Source organism: Sporosarcina sp. P16b (assembly GCF_002743065.1).
Classification (GTDB): domain Bacteria; phylum Bacillota; class Bacilli; order Bacillales_A; family Planococcaceae; genus Sporosarcina.
Genome location: NZ_PDYO01000006.1, coordinates 154,682 through 172,018, shown reverse-complemented (window position 1 = coordinate 172,018; position 17,337 = coordinate 154,682). Strand labels below are relative to the sequence as shown.

Here is a 17,337-nt window from a genome sequence, read left to right as displayed (position 1 = left end):
ACAACCGAAGAAGTTAGAATTAGAGCATTTAAACTGAGTACATCGCTTCTACATCAATCAATAAATTAAGCGTTTCAGTTCAGAAGAACTTAGTTTTTTCTCCTCCTGGCCATGGAGAATGAAAATCTGATGTTCTGCCCTATTAATCTGAATGAGCATTTCTATGACACTTTTAATCAAAATGCTCATTCTTTGATCGGGGCCTCCAGATTGCCCCCGCTTATTGCGGATGATAATGCGTGACCTTAAAAGCGAGTGTTACCACATGTAAGACATACTTGAGATAGGCGTAATATATTTCGCACTCACTCCCTTTTTCAACACAACCAGCAAGAACTTTAGTGCCGCCACTTTTATAATAGCAACGCAAAGTCGTTTCTCTAAAAGAATATCCCTATAATAACTAATATGGCGATAATAATACCACCGACTTGCCCGATTACTGCAGATGAAATGATAGGTTTCTTTTGAAATATATCAATGAGCTCAATATCCTCACGAAGTTGTTTTACCTCTTTACGAAGTTCATCCACTTCCTGATTCAACGTACTGATTTCCTCTGTCTGTCTTGTAACTAGCTGTTGCTTTTCTGAGTTGTTTTCATGCTGTTCCATACATGATCACTCCTTGTCTTTTCATTTCTATACGTTGTATCATACGTTTTAGTTTCAAAAAACAGAAGAACTTTCCATTGCTTTTCCGCTATTCCGGGTGTAAGATAAATCTACAAGCTGTATTGTTCGTATGACATTAAGTTTTAACCTTTAAGCTGTAAAAGGGAGTTTATTACGAAACGGAAATGGCATGCTGGATTCCTTTTTAGCAATCCAGACGTACAGGAACGTTTTCCGCAAACACCCACTTTGAGGAGTGGTGGTTTAAAACTTTCTATGACTAAGTACGGCAAACACGGCTTACATAAACAGAGAAAAACACCTTCATAAAAATGGAAGGTGTTTTATCTTTATATAAGAAATTAAGCTACATTGCGACAAGCTTCCGCACAGTTGCGGCATGCTTCAGCACACTGCTTGCAGTGATCATGATCGTGTTTACCACATTCTTCTGCACACCGCACACATACTTCCGCACATAGCTGCAAGATTTTATCTGTAAACGGACTCTGTCGAGTAATCGCCTGGATCGTATATGAACAAATATCTGCACACTCTCGATCAAGTCGAATACAATCGGCCATCATACGAACGTCTTCTTTTTTTAGACATGCATCGAAACAATGATTACACGTCTTTACACAATCCTCTAATATAGCCAATACATCGTCATATTTTGGGTTCATTAAATCGCCTCCAAAAGTATTTTGTTTCTTATTCTCCCCTTTTATTTTAATCTCAAACCAACTTCACTGTTTCCTTATTCATTGAAAGCATTTTCATTTTTCAGCTATAATACATAGTAATTAACAAAATAGAAAAAGATGAGGTGTTTGTATTGAAACTATTTAAATGGACAGGTCCACTAGAAGAAGCAGGTAACTTACCAGAAGAAGCCCGTGCGTCATTAATGAATAATGATGAAGAAGTGCTTGTACTTCAAGAAGCAGAAACGACCACTCTTGACCATGCCGTCGAATACGATGTTTTGGATCAAAGCGGAGATTTACCATCTGGTCGTTTCGCTGTATTAAACAATATTCCTGTAACTGAAGAAGGTAGAGAGACTTTTGAACAGCGCTTTAATAACCGCGCACGTCTAATAGAAGCGGAACCAGGTTTCATAGCGATCCGTGTATTGCGACCCGTACACTCTGGCACCTATGTGATTTTGACTATGTGGGAAGACGAACAATCCTTTAAAAATTGGCAAGAGTCTCAGGCTTACGGTAAAGCGCATGCGAAACGCGGTACAGAAGATGGTGTTGATCAGCGTCCTAATATTTTCTCAGGACCTTCATTTGTTACAACATATAAAAAGTAAGTATAAATAAGCGATATCTGCAAAGACTACTCTTGAAGTGAAAATAATAATGAGGAGAGTGTTTTTGTGGGTATTTTAGATGGTAATCCAAAAGATCAACCTATGCATTACGGTGAAATCACTGCTATCTGGGCGTTTATGGGTGCAAATAACGGTCTGATCAGTGGCTATGAGGCTTTCGTCAATCACGCAGAAGATGAGGATCTTATTCGTCTACTTGAAGAAGCAATTAAGATGATGAAGGCTGAAAATAAAGAGTTCGGTAAAGTACTGAAAGCAAATGGCATCACACCGCCACCTGCACTTCCGGAAAGACCGAAAGCAAATGCTGAAGATATTCCTGCAGGCGCACGCTTTATGGACCCTGAAATCAGCGGCGCTATTTCTATTAATGTTGGACAAGGACTCGTTTCTTGTAGTATGGCTATGGGTCAATGTCTACGTGAAGACGTTGCAGCCATGTTTGCAAAGTGTCATATGGAGAAAGTTGCATTTGGTGCCAAGTTGCTGAGCTTGAATAAATCAAAAGGTTGGATTATCCCTCCGCCATTGCATTTAAACTGATTATCACATAACTTCACCGAGCGTGTATATGCTCGATGAAGTTTTTTTCTTATTATGAATAGGTTCTGTGGTTGTGCTCATTCTAACTATGGGAAAAATCATTTCATCATAAGGAAGGATGAGTATACACATGAAGAATCGTAAGCCTAAGAGAAAACAACAAGAACAACCTGTACAGTATCAGCGACTCCAGCGGCTAGATAGTACGGAGTTTGGTGAGGAGTTTACCTTCGATCAGAAACGCCGGCAACCCGCTAACCTAGAAAACCAAGAGAGACGTAATCATAGAAGGTAAAAAGACCTTCATAAAACCTAGTAGAACAACGTCATCCCATACTGTGATGACGTTGTTCTACTAATTATTCTATTGTTCCTGTTCCTTGTAGTTTGACTTCCACAGTAACTTTAAATTCTATATCGGGGTATGCTTTTTGCCACGCAGTAAATAGATCTTCTGTATACAACCGTGTAGTACGGTAATGTAAACCAAAGCCAAATGGGTCTAGATTCTCCTCTTGCATTTTAATTAGAAAGTGCAGGATTTTTTGTTTCACTTCTTTTGAGGCCAATTGATTATACTCATCCAACTTGGCAATAGATAAATCTTTATTGGATTCACCTATAATTCCTTTCATCACAATATGCATATCTATCGCACGTGGCGCTCCGCTTCCTTCCCTCGGTACAAATTGATAGGTCATTTTACTTTGGCTAATATTCAATAATAACTCGAGGCTTCCTTTTTTGACTAGATAGGTAAGTCCTGTTGAATTTTTCAATAATGAATTGAAGTATTTCGTTTCAATAGTTGACAAAACAGTGGGATCTTCTCTCCCATCAACTACTACAGAATGATTTACTATTAATTCATCACCTTTTTCATTCGTCTCAATTAATGGTAGAACAGGATTAATACCATCTGCGAGTATATCTCTTCGCAATTGAAACAAAAAAGTCGTCACGACATACGGACTATCATTCGCTGTTGCTCCAAAAAAGTTGATTAAAGCAACTGATGCTGGCGCTTCAGTTTTGGGCTCGACTTTTAGAATAGTTTCGGCAGAAGGTCTGGCCCCTGCAACATATGAGATTAATTGGATATCACCGCGTCGAATAAAATAATCCATAAAAGTTTGCATATCATTTCTCAGAAGTTTTTCATGAACAATAATTGTTTTCATATGACCAAGTTCTAACACCTTGTCTATATGTGTCTCCAGCATACGAATCGCTTCGCCTATTGAATGTCCTTCACGTGAAAGGTACGCAAAACTCGGCTTAGCGGAATCTTTAATAGCGCCAAAGGGCAAAGCCACCTTCACTGTTACTTTATATCCATTTTCTACATTTTCCGCAGGATCAATCCCAATCGCAGACACAAAAAGGCGTTTATCTATATCTTTAAAAGCACAGCCATATTGTATTAACATACCACTGATGCATAAAACCACCAGAATCCATTTACCTAATGAGAGGAATTTCAAGCCTTCGCCCTCCTATTCACTACAAGCATAAGAACCATCAGACCAATTAATATAATGGGTATCGAATTAAAGTAATACTTACTATAGAGAAATAGATCGTATTCGGTTACTTTTAATGTTGTATAGATTGCAATGGACCAGAATACTACAACCACTATTCCAAGGCTGATTTTTTCACGCAACTTTATTTTCAATTGTTCTATACCAAACGCACTCTGAAATAATTTACAAGCGACATGCCAATGAATTGTAATATTTAAAAAGGCAATCGCTAACAATAGTAGCAAAAAGATAAATATTACGCGCTCAATTACCCCGAACTTCATTCGAATAGAGTCACTAGTCAGAATCCATGGGTACAGGATACTTTCCACTTGATCAAATCCTAAAACGCCAATTGGTATAAAGTAAGTAGTGAAAATCGCAAATGCTCCCAAAATAAATATCATTAGTGCTTGTTTAATACCGAAAGTCATTTTTTTCTTTAGGAGCGAGTTGAAAATTATGATATCAAAAGCTCCAACGAATAAATACGTCATCGTAGAAAACACTGTATAATCCGGTGGGTTATCGATAAAAGTCATCGCAATCGCCACATGATCCCAACTGACCTGTTCAGAAAAATAGAGTTTGACTACGTAATATGCAGCAACAGGAAACGACAAAACAAACACCAATTCAAGTGTAAATAATATATTTCGACTTTGCATGATTACTCCAAAAGTAATCACCGGTATGAACATCGCAATTATTAAATAAACAGACATTTCAGGTGTTATAAATCGTAAAAGAATATCTATATATGTAATCAGTGTCTGCATACCTGAAACATACCAAACAATTCCCAGGATAAATAATGTAGGAATTGCTATCCACTTCGATAAATATAGCGATAAAATTTGTGGTAAACTCTTCCCTGGAAATGCTTTAAAGAAAGTGATTAATACCCAGTTGATAAATACCCCAAAAAACAGTGCGATGATCATCGTGACAATCGCCCCTTCTTCACTTTTCCCGAATAAGATTCTCGGACTGGAAGCAATAAGATTGGCAATCATGTTGGATATGAGTAAAAAATAGACAAACCTGCTCATGAATCATCCGCCTCTAATTCTTCTCGTCTATTCTTCCAAAACATTCGTAAATACGGCTCTCCGAAACTGTCTTTGTTTACCAAATACAACAACAGCCCAAGCATTCCAAGCATCATACCTGCAATACCAAACAACGTCGTATATACCAATAGTAAAAAACGGCAGACTCGAACAGCATAATTCATTTCACTGATTGGGATAACAAATGTGGAAATCGCTACAAGTGAGACGACGATAACCATGATGTTCGAAGTCAATGCAGCTTCTACTGCCGCGGTTCCAAGAATTAATCCTCCAACTGTTGTAGCCGTAGCGCTTATGCTATTGGGCAACCGCATACTAGCTTCTGTCAGTAGTTCGATAAATATCAACATGAAAAACACTTCAATAAATGATGGGTACGGAACACCAATCCTGCTCGCTGCCACTGTTAGCGCAAGTTCAGATCTGAGGACTTCCGGTGTATACGATGTGACGCCAACATATATAGCTGGCAGCATTATACATGTAAACAATCCCGCATATCGAAGAAATCGTATAAGCGTTACTACCCAAAAGGAATAATATGCATCTTCCATCGATAGCATAAAATCAAAGAATGTTGTAGGAGCAATAATTGCGTGAGGGCTTCCATCTACTAAGATAATGACTTTTCCACCCGCCACATTATGAAGAATCCGATCCGGTCGCTCAGTCAGAAGGCTCGTTGGAAACAAGCTGTATTTTTTATTGTTCAAGTAATATTGTAAATCTCCACTTGCTTGAACTAGTTCTACATCCAAGGTCAGAATACGTTTTCTAATTTTCTTTAGCAGTTGAAGATTTACTTTTTCTCCATCGTAAATTAATGCAATATCCCGATTCGAAACATCTTCTAATTGGATCGGTTCAACAGTCAAGGATGGCTTGTGATAACGTTGCCGCATTAGATTAATATTCGTCTCTATACTCTCACTGAGTCCGAGTTGAGGACCGTGAATTGTAGGTTCCATAATGGCTTCTTGCACTGCATTGGCAGCTACCACTTTTAACTCAAGTAACGTTATTTGCTTGTCAATCATGACAAAAACATTACCCTTCGTAATTTCTATAAGAACCTCTTCATCTCCAGTTGGCATCTTGGTTTCATAAGGTAATGAAAAAATATACTCCGCAAAATTCTGATCTGCTGACATCTCATAGAAAGGTTTTACTACAATTTCTTGTAGTTGCATAATATCCACTACACTTTTCAAATATAGCAAATGCACGATTCGATCTTTACTTTTCAAGGTTTTTTTCACTATATCCGAAGTGGGTTCCAATCGTTTAGCCAAACGGGTAAAGTATGCAGGTGGTTCTGTATGACTGGTTGTTTCATCCATACTCATCACTTCTTTCTCATCGAACAAGTTAGTTGTTAGTTTGTCCAATGAATGGAAGTTTATTCATAAGAGAGGAGGAATACTCCTCCACAATTAAATTTTCAAATAGTGTTTTATTAGATGCCAAATGGGTTATGGTATACAGAGGATTACATTTTTTGAAGCTATGAAAGGAGGATTCCCTATGAACTTAGCAGCAATTGGAGTACCTGGCTTAATCATTATTTTAGTAATTATATTAATTTTGTTTGGCCCCCGAAAATTACCTGAAATTGGTTCGGCAGTAGGAAAAACATTATCTGAATTCAAAAAATCGGCAAAAGACATCATGGATGACGATGATGAGCCTAAGAAGATAGAAGTGCAACAAGTTGATGCTAAAGATCAAGTGAAGTAATATTCTATACGTGAAAAAGCCAACCACTAATGTGATTGGCTTTTTCATGTATGATTCTATGCAGATTAAGGTACAATCAGATACAGCATGAAAGACAATATTTGCTGATTTATCCTATTCACTTCATTTCGGTACGTGCTTGCTTAATACTGGAAGAGTTTGTATTAGTAAAAGTTTCATTAAGTATCTCACTGTACCTCCAACATCTTCAATTAGAGTTGCCATCAAGCCATACGGGTTATCGAGAGTCATGGCGAATGTTGATATGTACAGAATCTACTAACTCCCAAAATTGGGATGTTGCTTTAGAAACTTGTTCATTCTTTGTCTTAACCATGACTGGTTCAACACGAAAATCAAATTGCTTTAATTCATAAATCTTCAATTGGTCCATTGGCACCGCATATGCTACACGTGGAATAATAGAAAATCCTAAACCTTTACTAACCATTGCGATAACAGTTGTCAGATCTTTGCTTTCCATTACAATATTAGGAGTAGTATGCGCTTCTTCAAAAGTTTTTAGGATCTTTTCATAGTAAGAGTGTCCTTCCATGGCAGCAAGCATAATAAAAGGATGCTTGGCGAGATCTTGAAACGTAACGCCCTCAGACGAAAAAACATTTCCCCAGCTACGCGGACTTACCACCACGTATTCCTGTTGTTTTAACTCTAATACATCACAATGTGCACTATTTTCTAGTCGTAATAACAAAGCCACTTCAATTTCTTTATGATCCAGCTTCTTTAACAATTCCTCGGAACTTCCTTTTTCAATGCTGATTTTGATATCCGGAAACTGTTTACGATATATACTGATGTAGTCGACAAGCAAATTCAAGCAGGCAGACGAAACTCCAATACGTAATGTGCCTGCACTGCCACTTTCAATTTCCTCAATTTCTTTCTTAACATCTTCCATGCTACGCAATAACCTTTTTGCATATTGGTACAGGATGTGCCCTGTTTCTGTCAGCTCCCATTTTTGTCGATAGCGGTGAATCAACGTTGTGCCAAGCTCAGTCTCCAGCCTTTTTAATTGTTGACTGAGTGGCGGTTGAGCAATGTGTAGTATGAGCGCTGCTTTCGAAATACTTTCTTGGTCTACAATCTCCTTAAAATAATGCAACTGTTTAATATCCATGATTCCCACTCCGTTATAAACTATTTAATATGTCGTCTTTAATTATTATATATTATTTATATCTCTCTTTACGTGATAAAATTAATTGAATCACATATCGAAAGCAGAGGTTTTCATCCAGATGAATAATATTTCCAAACGACTTACCCTATATGTAATAGGTTTATTTTTATTATCTCTGGGCGTTAGTTTCTCTATCCAGGCTAACCTTGGAGTTTCTCCTGTTTCATCACTAGCTTACGCGATCTCCCTTACGTCGGATTTGACAATCGGGATCACGACAATACTTGCAAACATCTTATTCATTTTCGCGCAGATTCTATTGAATAAAAAACGTATCGGATTACGTGAATTTGTTGTTCAGTTAATTATTGTATTTCTATTTGGTCTGTTCATGGATGTTACATTAGCCATTGTGCAGATACTTCCTACACCTGACACATTAGTAGGTAAATATCTATTCCTTTTCATAAGTTTATATATTATATCTGCTGGATTGTTAGCCTATTTTTCAGCAGGATTGCCTTTAATGCCTTATGATGCAATAACCTATGTTGTAAGTGAACGTTTTAATATGAAATTTGGCAAAGCGAAAATATCCAGTGATTTACTAAACGTCGCACTTGCGGGTATCATTTGCTTAGTATTTCTTCAATCGCTAGGAGCCATTGGGATTGGAACCATTCTAGCCGCATACTTTATCGGGAAAATCCTTGGCAAGATGATGTCGCGATTCCAGCCATTACTGCAGAGCTGGGTGTATAAAAGTAAAGAGGATGTAACGATAGAAGAAAAAGAAGGAGTTGAACCTATTCAACAACAATTTCCATAAACAAGAGGAGATGTTAAAAGTCGTAATGAATACGGCTTTAACATCTCCTTTTCCTATCATTGAATGCTATTATCTATACTTACTGTTAGCCCAATCATTCTCCATGACAGATTTAGTTCTTATACACCAATTTAAACGTTTCACAAACTACTGGTATTTCATGATGGAAATCTTGATTAACTTCTTTTAATTCATTCGTGAAAAACTTTTCATGAACTTCTTGCCAATAACGCAATGAACGATCCCCTTCACCCTCCAAATTCGCATGTTCTTCCGTCACTTCATTGAAAGGCACTACTTTTACTGCTATATTTTCTACGACTGCGACCGCTATTCCATTGCCATCCAGAATAATATTGTGAAGACCTACCATTGGTAACGGTTCATTTTCTAATTCATAGAGCGTGTAGTTAGAAGAAGTCGCCGTTTTAGTTCCCTCTATTACCAATGAAGCAAGTTCATCCGCCATTTGTTTTGAATTACCAAATGACCAAGCTACGTACTGTTCAGGCGCATCGGGATGTGTACTTTTGAATTCTTCCCATACCCGCTCAATTGACTCTTTACTAATATATTCTTTCCACGCAGTAATTCCGCCTTCCAATACCGTAACATCGTAATCTCTACTAGAAAGGATGTTAGCACATTTAGTTGCAGAATTTCCTGTTGTACACGTAATAATCATTTCTCTATTCTTCGATAACTGTGGGAGCACATTCTCCACTTCATCATCTAACATAAAGATTTCCGTTTTCGGCACGTTTATATCCTCCACCGTGTTAGCTTCGATATGGAATTGATTATATTTATCCTCAGCACGTACATCTACTAGTACAAGTGCTTGTTCAGTTTGTATCTTCCTGAATAATTCCTCTGCAGTAATCATTTTAACCATAAACTAATCCAACCCCTAACTCTACTTATGATACTTCTCATTATAGCTGTAATTAACTATTGTTTGTTATGGCAAGACGTTTTACATAGATGAATATATTTTTGGACAATAAAAAGATAGGTATCCTCCAAGAAAAGTAATTAGAGAACGTCCTATCTATTAGTAGTATGGAACACTAAGTTACATATTATACATGATTTTAAAAAATACTCAGTCAAACCGGGTTGACTGAGTATTTTTATGCATTCACTTGTACAGGATCATGCCATGGATAGTTATTCGTTAAAACTGAAGCTAAGTCTTTGCTTTGCTGTTTACGCATTCTACGGATCTCTGCGCGCTGTGGTGCAGTTTCATGTAAATATTTTTCTTCTTCGGTTTCTGGAATGACACGCGGAACAGTCAATGGCTTTTTATTCTCATCCAATGCAACAAATGTTAACAATGAGGTGGCTGCAATTTTACAATTACCAGTTGCCAAATCTTCCGCAATCACTTTCACGAAAATCTCCATGGAAGATTTTCCAGTCCAAGTCACATATGACTCAAAGCAGACTGAATCGGAAGGACGGATTGGATACAGAAAGTCTACGGAATCCATAGATGCCGTCACACAGTCTGCTCTGCTGTGTCGAGCTGCTGAAATCGATGCAATTTGATCAATATCGCTCATTAAACGTCCACCAAACAATGTATTATGGTTGTTTACATCGTTTGGAAATACTCTGCTCGTTCGTACGACCCTTGATTCCCGACACTGCTTTTCTAGTTTCATTGTAAATATGGCCTCCTCCAAGATGTGAACCAAATTACTCTATAAGTAATTTGAAAAGTTAAACAATTCTTTTTTTGTATATCATCTTAATATACTCTTCGTTCACAGAACTGTCAAGAATGTTTTTTCACACTTTTTGAATTACCTCTTCATACTTTCATGCAGCAACGGAATATCTTTTTCCTCTAGCAATCCTAAACTGATCAAGCCTTTCATAATACCATCTTCTGAACAAGATGCGGTCACGTGATCCGCTACTTCTTTTAATTCGGGTATAGCATTTTCCATTGCTACCCCAATACCTACTGTCTCGATCATTTGCATATCATTGGCACCATCTCCAAATGCATAACTGTTTTCAATAGGGATATCCATATGTTCAAGCATTGTTTGTATACCGATGGCCTTAGAAGCCCCTTCAGGCAACATATCTACGGAGTTTTCATCCCACCTAATAAAGGAATAATCCTTGAATAACTCCATATACTTTTCAGTTTCCTTTGGAGTAGAGTAAATTTGCACTTGATTCACAACAGAATGAGAATATACGTTAGGATCTACAGGTGGGTACGGTATTTTTAAACGTGCAGTTCCTTCCTGAACAAGAGGATGTTCTTCGACGTTCGACACGAACGATTCAAACGTGGAGTATGTCAATCCATGTCCTTGTTTATGCGCAAGTTCGGTAAGTTGTTGTATAACTTCTGGCTTCATAGGATTCGAGTAAATTACTTCCCCTTCCAGTACCACATGCTGCCCGTTCATGGAAACATATGAATCAAACGAAAGTTCTTCTAGCAACCATTTGAACATAAGTGGAGCTCTACCAGTACAAATTACAGTGTATATGCCTTTGTCGCGTAGTGCATAAAGAGATTGTTTCGTCGATTCTAAAATTGTTTTGTCATGGTTCATTAATGTTCCATCTAAATCAAAAAACACTATTTTTTTATCTTGATTCACTTTGTAAACCCCTTTCATTTCTCGTTGTCTATCTCGTAGTTTATCAATTACTGATCACATATGCCTTGAAGTTGCTCGGAAGTTCAACATACATGTGCTAAAGCTAAAAAAATGCATTTAATATTTTCATAATAGCCGGTTATTCTTTTTCTACAGTATATTTATTTAGAAGTATTAGATGGAGGTTATGGGCATTTACTTACTGGATGGCCCGAAGCAGCTTTATCACCAATGCGTCAACTGTCTATGTTGAGCAGGATTCACGATTTAGTTAGTGAAGACTCACAGTTTATAATTGCAACACATTCCCCAATTCTACTATCCTTTCCTGGTGCAATAATCCTCGAATTCACAGATGAAGGTGTGCAAGAAACACCTCTGGAAGAAACAAGTCACTACCAAATCATGAAGCAGTTTTTTGATGATAAGGAGCGTATGTTACATTATTTGCTAAAATAAATGAATTGGATGAAAAAACGATTATTTCCGAGGAAATAATCGTTTTTTGTCATTCCTTATTTTCTTTTTTTACTTGTTCTCTCGCTTCCTTCTTTATTTCTTCTACTTGTTCTTCAGCTTTTTTTGCTGCATCGTTAGCTAATTTCGCTGAACTCTTATCCTTATCATCTTTAGGTGTATCTGCATAACTCTTTGTCATTTTCCACACTCCTGTCTGATTAAGTAACTTTATTATTCCCCAGATTCATGAAATAAAAACACACGTTTTTAATTACCTGTTTTTTCATGATACAATAAGGGTAGAATTTAGGAAAGGTGGACTACTTGTGTCTAAGAAATTGGCTATCTATTTGTCCATGCTTGTCATCGGCTTCACATTTTTATTTTTAGCGGTCTTTCTCGATTTACCCGAAAAATTAAAGTGGCTGTTTTTAGCGATCGCAATTATATTAAATGTTACATGTGCTATAGCCGCTATGAGAATTGGATTGAAAGAAATGAAACCCACTAAAAAGTAAATATTTTTTTGCAGAAAGAAGTGCTACCTATGAAGCGTTCTGCTAGTTTCCGAAATAGATGTACTTACTCTCACACTAGCTCATTTAGTTAAATGGGCAAAGAAAAAGAGTAAAGATAAGAACCCATTTACGAATAGAATAGAATTCCAATGCCCAGTATTAAACGGTGTTGGACAGGTCCGCAGTTATGCACCAAAAACTCCGCCATTTTTAGAGCAACCTGCATTGATCAACACCTATCTCGTACAACATGATATAGATCAACATAAATTTCAAGTGAAGATGCGAAATCGTCTATTCGCCGGATTCATCGCGGTTGAATCTGGTTTTATATTACTTATTTCTTTTTGGAAATATCGTCACTTAGGAAAATAAAAATCAGGGGCTCAGTAGCCTCTGATTTTTTTATTTACCCTATTTCCGTGATCATCCGTTGTTGGATATAACTCTTTAGCCCTTCGACCGAATATACATCCCGCTTTGGAATGATATATGCGCTTACCGTACTCGTATATATGTAGAAATAATCCGTGTCTTCTATCAGTTGTTTCACGCCAGCCCATTGTACGTTTGTTTCACCAACAGCTGTCTGATCTATTATACCTGTTTTATTCATCTTCATAGAGTGTTCTCCAACAAGCCCTTCATTCTTACCGCCCCTAAGCATCTTGCTCACTTGCCGTGTAATATGAAAGTAAAAATACTTTGGATAAAAGATCACCCACAGAATAGCCGTTACTCCAAATGTAGCAAATAATGGACCTTTCGCCATATCTGTAAAAACAGATAAAAAATATGCAAACAGTAAAAATATTAGCGGCGATATATACCGCTGCCATTGCAATGAATTTTTACCGACTTTAGAAGTTTTCACATGATACAAATTAAAGGCTACCACATCTTGTTCCGTTAAATCATACTGGATTTCCATTTATTCCTCCCGCAAGGTGTGCTGTATCATTTAACAGCAAGCAACTTTTCTCTTCTATATTTATTATAGTCAATGAAGTATTATCGATCTTGACTGTATATGTTTCATCTTCCATTAAAGCCACAATGATCCGTTTGATAAAACTACCATGACTCACAACGATCAGACGTTGATTTCGATTCTTCTCGATCTGTTCATTCACAAATTCAAGACCTCGCGCTACAACACTTTCCGCCGTTTCAAACTGTAAATCTAATTCCCTCCACTGTGGTCCCCACTTCTGCTGTCGCTCTGATTCCGTCGTTCCTTCAATCAACCCGCCACTACGCTCACGCAGTCGATCATCTTCCACGACTTCAATACCCGACTGCCTAGCAAGTAAATCTGCTGTCTGTCTAGCGCGTGTCATAGGGCTAGTAAAAATGACGTCCCATTCCTCATTTGCCAAGCGCAATGCCAACTTTTTTGCAGTCTCTATGCCTTCTTCATCCAACGGTATATTTGAACTTCCTTGTGCACGCCCTTCTTTATTCCAAGCAGTCACACCATGCCGTACAAAACCAATAATGGTCAAATCAATCCCCCCTAAATAGTAGGTCTGAAAGATGGCGTTCTTTTGATCCAGATATAATTCAACACTACACCAAGTAATAATACAAATGCTCCAAAATAGAACGGATAATCTACATCGACATCAAATAATGCTCCACCGATGATTGGACCAAATACATTTCCAATACTCGTAAACATCGAGTTCATACCACCGACAAATCCCTGTTCATTTCCCGCAATTTTTGACAAATAAGAGGTTGCTGCTGGTCGTATCAAATCAAACCCTACAAAGATAATCATTGTAACGGCCAGTACGGAAAAATAACTTTGAACGAACGTTGTCAGAAAAACTAAAACGGACGAAAAAACTAAACAGAATAAGATTAGACGTTTCTCCCCTATCGTTCTCGCAAGCTTGTCGAATAATACGACTTGTGCAACTGCTCCGACTAACCCGCCTCCTGTAATGATGATCGCAATGTCTTTGGGTGTGAATCCAAACTTATGATCAACGAACAAGCTGAAAATCGATTCAAATGAAGCTAAACCAAAAGATAAAATCAATATAATAATAAAGACAATGAAATAATGACGCGCAAAGATCCGCTTTAATCCCGGTTTAGTTGCGTCCTCCGCTACCGATTCTCGATAACGTTCCGGTTCACGCAATGCAATAAAGGAAAAGATCGCTGCAAACAGAGCGAGTCCCCCCGCAAAGAAGAAAGGAACCCGAGTACCATATATCGCTAGAAATCCGCCAATCCCTGGACCTAATATAAATCCCGTAGATATGGCAGCGGACATAAAGCCTAATGCCTTTGAACGAGTTTCCATTGTTGTAATATCTGCAATAAAGGCAGTAACAGCTGGCATAATGAAAGCCGCACTAATCCCGCCTAGAATCCTGGATGCAAATAATACCGGCAAGGTCTGTCCAATCCCGAACAAGAATTCGGAAGAACTAAAAATGATTAACCCAACGACAATCATTTTTTTTCGACCAACTGTATCTACCCATCTTCCTGAAAAAGGTGAAACAAGCAGTTGGGCCATCGCAAAAGTCGCGAACATATAGCCAACCACTGTACCCGATATATGTAATTCATTCATTAAACTTGGCATAACTGGTATAACTAATCCAATTCCCAAAAATGCTATTAGTAAATTGGTCAGTAGCAGACCTAACGTGATGGTTTCCTTTTTCATCTACTCTCTCCTACGCTCATTCTAAGTTGATATTGGAATATCATAGCAACCACAGAATAAAGTTACAAGAAGAAAAGATTCGGAATTTTAGTGATTTCACCACTTTATTTTCAAGAACTGCTGAACGAGTTGTTGTCGTGCATTTTCATGTAATGGCCAGCTTTCTATCTCAGTCACAATTTGATCACGTGTTCCAAAACCTTTAACGAATCCATTCAATCTTGCCGCAAATGTAGAATGGATCAGCGACTCTGCAGAAGGATATAATGAATGTAACTGCTCCAATACATTCGGATAACGCTTCAAATAATATTTCTGATGGCGGTTCTCAGCTAATGTAAAATGGCCTAATGGGGTGATTTCCGTTTCAATTGGTTCTCCAAGCTTTATCTCCATTTCCCTCTTGACTAAACCGATTATCTGTTTTTGTTGCAGGTTGTGATAGCGCAATGATGAAACATATTGTTGCCCTTTGTATTGATCACGGTTTGGATAATGATTACGCCAAAAATGTAGAAGTATTTCCTCGTAAGAAATACTCGTCGGGTCATAATCAATTTCTATCGTTTCAGTATGATCTTCCATCGTCTGGTATGTTGGCGCTGGCGTAGTTCCGCCTGTGTATCCTACACGTGTTCTAATGACACCTGGCAAGCTGCCAAAGCGCGCTTCAGGTCCCCAAAAACATCCCATTCCAAATGTCGCGGTGTTCAACACTCTGTTCTTCGTTAGCTCTTCATCTATTTCAGTAGTGGTTATCATGGCGATCCCCCCTTTATGTTCATTGTACTATACTCGTTATTATTTCATAAAAAACAGAGTCCATTTTTAGAAGGACTCTGTATGAAACGTATTATATTTTTTTACACTTTCCCCACTCATCTTCTAGCATACCGTATACGATTAAATCATGATAATGGTCATATAAAAACTCGCCGTCACGAATGACTCCCTCTTTCTTAAATCCTAATCGCTCAGGAACTGCCCGACTTCTTTTATTCTCCGTACCACATCGAATTTCTACACGGTGTAGGTCATATTCTTCAAATGCATAATCTACCAGCGCAGACACCACCGCTGTCATTATACCTATTCCTTGATAATCTTGAGCTAGCCAATAACCAATACTCGTTTGCCTATTTGTATAGTTAACTGAATGGAATCCTGCAAAACCTGCCAGAGCTCCTTTATATAGTATCCCTGCCTGGAATCCATCTTCTTCAGCGAATTGTCGTAGCCACGCATTTATGATTGAACCATACTGATTCACATCCGTCATGGAATCAACCCACGGCAACCACTCACGTAAGTACTCCCTTGATCCATCTACAAGAGCGAATAATGCTTCTGCGTCTTTCTGTCCTACCAGTTTCAATGAAATATCCTCTGTCACTTGATGTACAAACATAGCATAGCTCCTTTAATAGCCGTCAATCTATTCCGTGAACATTCACTATACCCTGGCTTTACAGCTGTCGGAAAAACCACCGGAGCTTTTTAGCATAATTAGAAGAGGGTTAGTATATGATATCTTATTTTTCATGAGTATTTTTAATACCTAATTACGTCGCTCTATTCATCACGAATATCTAATCCCAACATGGCAGCAAATTGAATCGCCTGCATAGAGGACACGACACAACCATCCAAATCTTTTATAGATACTGTCATGCTCTCGAATTCTGAAGTGTTGATCTCCACTCCTTTTAGAGGTGTCTCATCAAAGCTTGCAGCATCCAGATTACACTCTATAAAGTATGTCTTTTTTAGTTTGCAATCGAAGAAGTCCGCATCTTTCACTTGGCAGGTATCGAACCACACGCTTTCCCATCTTGAATGGACAAATGCAGAGAGATTGCATATACACTCCTCAAATAACACATCCGTGAATCGGGCATTTGTAAAGTTAACACCCAACATTTTGCAATTATGAAAACTCACACGGTGAATACTAATACCCGTCAAGTCTGCATTGGAGAAATCACAGTTTTCAAATCGAACATCTGTAGCAAATAGCTCTGGTAAAATTGCTCCTTGAAAGCTGGAATTCCTAATGAGCATACTTGTTAATTGCGCACGTTCAATTGTTTGCCCATCTATTCGCGAATCGACAATACTTGTGTTATGCAAGAATGGATCCTCTTCGTGAAGCAGGTCTTGTAACTGTCCCGACGTTAAATGCTCGGGTATTTTAGGTTGATTTATTTTCATAAGTAGATCT

22 protein-coding genes and 1 other RNA gene are annotated in these 17,337 nt (G+C 38.0%); 7 read left to right on the top strand and 16 right to left on the bottom strand.

The window, feature by feature from the left end; translation table 11 throughout:
- Positions 1-380 precede the first annotated feature (380 nt).
- Positions 381-614, bottom strand: coding sequence for a hypothetical protein (locus CSV77_RS09745; RefSeq protein WP_099631912.1), 234 nt, complete (start codon positions 612-614; stop codon positions 381-383).
- A 111-nt stretch (positions 615-725) separates the two neighbouring features.
- On the opposite strand from CSV77_RS09745, the gene ssrS reads away from it, so the two are divergent.
- Positions 726-920: non-coding RNA, 6S RNA (ssrS, locus tag CSV77_RS09740), on the top strand.
- A 56-nt stretch (positions 921-976) separates the two neighbouring features.
- Here the strand turns inward: ssrS and CSV77_RS09735 are convergent.
- A complete protein-coding gene (locus CSV77_RS09735) occupies positions 977-1,300 on the bottom strand; it encodes a four-helix bundle copper-binding protein (RefSeq protein WP_099673261.1) in 324 nt (107 codons plus the stop codon).
- A 152-nt stretch (positions 1,301-1,452) separates the two neighbouring features.
- On the opposite strand from CSV77_RS09735, the gene CSV77_RS09730 reads away from it, so the two are divergent.
- The 3 genes from CSV77_RS09730 (at position 1,453) to CSV77_RS16920 (ending at position 2,797) form a co-directional block, all read left to right on the top strand.
- Positions 1,453-1,938 (top strand): antibiotic biosynthesis monooxygenase family protein, encoded by a 486-nt coding sequence (locus CSV77_RS09730; protein WP_304442354.1) that lies wholly within the window; start codon positions 1,453-1,455, stop codon positions 1,936-1,938.
- Positions 1,939-2,004: 66 nt separating this feature from the next.
- Complete coding sequence (locus CSV77_RS09725) at positions 2,005-2,502, top strand: DUF3231 family protein (RefSeq protein WP_099631911.1); 498 nt, start codon at positions 2,005-2,007, stop codon at positions 2,500-2,502.
- A gap of 130 nt (positions 2,503-2,632) precedes the next feature.
- Positions 2,633-2,797, top strand: a complete 165-nt coding sequence (locus CSV77_RS16920; protein ID WP_158232059.1) for a hypothetical protein — start codon at positions 2,633-2,635, stop codon at positions 2,795-2,797.
- A gap of 64 nt (positions 2,798-2,861) precedes the next feature.
- Here CSV77_RS16920 and CSV77_RS09720 read toward each other — a convergent pair whose 3' ends face one another.
- From CSV77_RS09720 to CSV77_RS09710, 3 genes are read right to left on the bottom strand one after another with little or no spacing between them, the layout of a single operon-like run.
- Positions 2,862-3,986, bottom strand: coding sequence for a Ger(x)C family spore germination protein (locus CSV77_RS09720; RefSeq protein WP_099673260.1), 1,125 nt, complete (start codon positions 3,984-3,986; stop codon positions 2,862-2,864).
- Entirely contained in the window at positions 3,983-5,080 is a 1,098-nt protein-coding gene (locus tag CSV77_RS09715) for a GerAB/ArcD/ProY family transporter (RefSeq protein WP_099673259.1), read from the bottom strand. Before CSV77_RS09715 ends, CSV77_RS09720 begins: the two co-directional genes overlap by 4 nt.
- Entirely contained in the window at positions 5,077-6,450 is a 1,374-nt protein-coding gene (locus tag CSV77_RS09710; RefSeq protein ID WP_233212214.1) for a spore germination protein, read from the bottom strand. Before CSV77_RS09710 ends, CSV77_RS09715 begins: the two co-directional genes overlap by 4 nt.
- 178 nt (positions 6,451-6,628) lie before the next feature.
- Between CSV77_RS09710 and tatA the strand changes: the two genes are divergently transcribed.
- Positions 6,629-6,841 carry a twin-arginine translocase TatA/TatE family subunit gene (tatA, locus tag CSV77_RS09705; protein WP_099631908.1) on the top strand — a complete coding sequence of 71 codons (213 nt, stop codon included), beginning with the start codon at positions 6,629-6,631 and terminating at the stop codon, positions 6,839-6,841.
- Between the two features lie 238 nt (positions 6,842-7,079).
- Here tatA and CSV77_RS09700 read toward each other — a convergent pair whose 3' ends face one another.
- Positions 7,080-7,985, bottom strand: coding sequence for a LysR family transcriptional regulator (locus CSV77_RS09700; protein WP_099673258.1), 906 nt, complete (start codon positions 7,983-7,985; stop codon positions 7,080-7,082).
- 121 nt (positions 7,986-8,106) lie between these two features.
- On the opposite strand from CSV77_RS09700, the gene CSV77_RS09695 reads away from it, so the two are divergent.
- Positions 8,107-8,817 (top strand): YczE/YyaS/YitT family protein, encoded by a 711-nt coding sequence (locus CSV77_RS09695; RefSeq protein WP_099673257.1) that lies wholly within the window; start codon positions 8,107-8,109, stop codon positions 8,815-8,817.
- 112 nt (positions 8,818-8,929) lie between these two features.
- On the opposite strand, the gene CSV77_RS17365 is transcribed toward CSV77_RS09695, so the two are convergent.
- The 4 genes from CSV77_RS17365 to CSV77_RS16915 all read right to left on the bottom strand — a co-directional run bounded on the left by CSV77_RS17365 (position 8,930) and on the right by CSV77_RS16915 (position 12,108).
- The gene (locus CSV77_RS17365; protein WP_099673256.1) at positions 8,930-9,712 is read right to left on the bottom strand and encodes an ASCH domain-containing protein; all 783 of its coding nucleotides are present in this window, start codon (positions 9,710-9,712) and stop codon (positions 8,930-8,932) included.
- A gap of 238 nt (positions 9,713-9,950) precedes the next feature.
- A complete protein-coding gene (locus CSV77_RS09685) occupies positions 9,951-10,487 on the bottom strand; it encodes an acyl-CoA thioesterase (RefSeq protein WP_099631905.1) in 537 nt (178 codons plus the stop codon).
- Positions 10,488-10,628: 141 nt separating this feature from the next.
- Positions 10,629-11,450 carry a Cof-type HAD-IIB family hydrolase gene (locus tag CSV77_RS09680; protein ID WP_233212213.1) on the bottom strand — a complete coding sequence of 274 codons (822 nt, stop codon included), beginning with the start codon at positions 11,448-11,450 and terminating at the stop codon, positions 10,629-10,631.
- Between the two features lie 508 nt (positions 11,451-11,958).
- Positions 11,959-12,108 (bottom strand): hypothetical protein, encoded by a 150-nt coding sequence (locus CSV77_RS16915; RefSeq protein ID WP_158231669.1) that lies wholly within the window; start codon positions 12,106-12,108, stop codon positions 11,959-11,961.
- A 127-nt stretch (positions 12,109-12,235) separates the two neighbouring features.
- Between CSV77_RS16915 and CSV77_RS09670 the strand changes: the two genes are divergently transcribed.
- Positions 12,236-12,427: a hypothetical protein gene (locus CSV77_RS09670; protein ID WP_099631903.1), complete on the top strand. Its 192-nt coding sequence runs from the start codon at positions 12,236-12,238 to the stop codon at positions 12,425-12,427.
- Between the two features lie 409 nt (positions 12,428-12,836).
- Here the strand turns inward: CSV77_RS09670 and CSV77_RS09665 are convergent, their stop codons facing one another.
- From CSV77_RS09665 to CSV77_RS09640, 6 genes are all read right to left on the bottom strand, one after another.
- Positions 12,837-13,358, bottom strand: a complete 522-nt coding sequence (locus tag CSV77_RS09665; RefSeq protein ID WP_099673254.1) for a YcxB family protein — start codon at positions 13,356-13,358, stop codon at positions 12,837-12,839.
- Positions 13,342-13,932, bottom strand: a complete 591-nt coding sequence (locus tag CSV77_RS09660) for a histidine phosphatase family protein (protein WP_099673253.1) — start codon at positions 13,930-13,932, stop codon at positions 13,342-13,344. Before CSV77_RS09660 ends, CSV77_RS09665 begins: the two co-directional genes overlap by 17 nt.
- 11 nt (positions 13,933-13,943) lie before the next feature.
- The gene (locus tag CSV77_RS09655; RefSeq protein WP_099636515.1) at positions 13,944-15,116 is read right to left on the bottom strand and encodes an MFS transporter; all 1,173 of its coding nucleotides are present in this window, start codon (positions 15,114-15,116) and stop codon (positions 13,944-13,946) included.
- Between the two features lie 96 nt (positions 15,117-15,212).
- Positions 15,213-15,878: a peptide-methionine (S)-S-oxide reductase MsrA gene (gene msrA / locus CSV77_RS09650; protein WP_099673252.1), complete on the bottom strand. Its 666-nt coding sequence runs from the start codon at positions 15,876-15,878 to the stop codon at positions 15,213-15,215.
- A gap of 91 nt (positions 15,879-15,969) precedes the next feature.
- On the bottom strand, positions 15,970-16,524 hold the full coding sequence (locus tag CSV77_RS09645; RefSeq protein ID WP_099673251.1) for a GNAT family N-acetyltransferase: 555 nt from the start codon (positions 16,522-16,524) through the stop codon (positions 15,970-15,972).
- Between the two features lie 164 nt (positions 16,525-16,688).
- Complete coding sequence (locus tag CSV77_RS09640) at positions 16,689-17,327, bottom strand: pentapeptide repeat-containing protein (RefSeq protein ID WP_099673250.1); 639 nt, start codon at positions 17,325-17,327, stop codon at positions 16,689-16,691.
- Positions 17,328-17,337: the final 10 nt, after the last annotated feature.